Annotated in this window: 2 protein-coding genes; both read right to left on the reverse strand. The window is 31.1% G+C overall.

Annotation, left to right across the window (positions count from 1 at the left end; translation table 11 throughout):
- Nucleotides 1-116: 116 nt before the first annotated feature.
- Nucleotides 117-584 carry a hypothetical protein gene (locus FIA58_RS21110; RefSeq protein WP_140964674.1) on the reverse strand — a complete coding sequence of 156 codons (468 nt, stop codon included), beginning with the start codon at nucleotides 582-584 and terminating at the stop codon, nucleotides 117-119.
- 9 nt (nucleotides 585-593) lie between these two features.
- Nucleotides 594-1,575, reverse strand: a 982-nt coding sequence (locus FIA58_RS21115) for an RHS repeat-associated core domain-containing protein (protein WP_140964675.1), incomplete at its 5' end; no start/stop codon positions are given.

The following is a 1,575-nucleotide window of genomic DNA, read 5'->3' on the forward strand; positions in this document are numbered from 1 at the left end:
AGAAAGGAACGCAATATGGCGTTCCTTTCTTATACATTTTTAATATTATTTTTTAATTTCCAACAGGTTAGCTTCTGTAAAAATGTCTATCACTAACTCTGAAACATTACCAAAAATTATTCATTGGGTATTTCAACACATTTATAACCTCCTTCAATATATTGAGGAACCCAATTTTTTATTTCTAATTTTAACTCATCAATATTAGGTATGTATGAAATTTTTAAAAAAGATCTCATTACTATTTTTTCTTGGTCATGTTTGTATGTAAGTTTACATATCTCATTACTATCAATTAAAATAGATTTTCCATTATTTATTTCAGAAAGATGAATGTCTTTTGTGAAATTATCTTTTAAAATAATTATTGAATCATTAGATATTGGTTGAGAAAAATCTCTACCAACACCATCATTATATATTTTAAATTTATATCCATTAGTTAGTGCTTTATATGCTAAAGTATCTTTTACAATTAAAGCATTTATTTTTGAACTTATTTTTAAATTATCTTTACTTTTACAAGACAAGATAATAGAACCCAAAACAAGTAAAATCAATTTAATTTCAATTATTCTTTTCATTTCTATTAATTAATACCTTGGTGCACCAGTTGCATTTATAAAATTATTAGTTTTCTTCATAAAAGTTGATCCTGTCTGCCTATTATATTTAGGATGTTTCCCACTGTAGCCCGCAGTTGTTTCCCATGTATAATTATACGTACCTCTTACAGCAGTTTTTTTTCTATTTTTATCTTCCCAATAAATTGTTACTGGTGCACCATTAGCTTTTTTACTTCCTACACCATGAACATCGTGACTAGAATCTATTACGTTTAACCCTCCTGTCGCTCTTTTTTCAGATGAACTTAAAACATCATCTCCAGCCCAATGAGTTGCACCATTTGAATAATCATGACCACCGTTTACAGCATTAATTGCTCCACCTATGGCATCTTGCATTGATGTACCATTTCTAGCTGATGGGCTTGTACTATTAAACTCAGCTGTTCTTGGATTTCCATCACTAGCTGCGAATGCATAACCACTTATTGTTTCCGCAATTGTAACCCCATTTCCTCTTGCGCTTTGATTATTAACTATAGCGTTTGATATAGCGTACATTTCAGTCTTATTATTTGCTAATGAAGATTCTCCGTATGATGTTGATGCAAGCAATAATAATTCACTATTTTTAACTGACAATTCAACATTAACTGGGTCTGCATAATTACCATTATCATCTACATATGGAGGTTGGATTACAACATAAGCTTTATCATCGGTAACACCATCATTCCTTATCCATTCACCTGTAGCCGAATAATAATCCCCATCAACTTGCATTCCATCGGGGTCAACAAATTTTACAGGATTATTTAACACATAATTATAAGGGCTAAAATCAATATATTTTTCAGCCAGCGGATCCATATTCATCCATCTACCTAAAGTAGGGTCGTAATTCCTAGCCCCATAGTCATACATATTCAATCCAAGCTCCGTTTGTAGTTCTTTACCGTTGTATTTATACTGGTAAGTAGATTGCACTGTAGGTGTTCCTCCTTTTAAT

This window comes from Flavobacterium jejuense, assembly GCF_006491595.2.
GTDB classification, from domain to species: Bacteria; Bacteroidota; Bacteroidia; order Flavobacteriales; family Flavobacteriaceae; genus Flavobacterium; species Flavobacterium jejuense.

What these genes read in the sequence shown, in the direction of transcription:
- FIA58_RS21110 (WP_140964674.1), bottom strand. Translation starts at nt 584, where the DNA reads ATGAAAAGAATAATTGAAATTAAATTGATTTTACTTGTTTTGGGTTCT.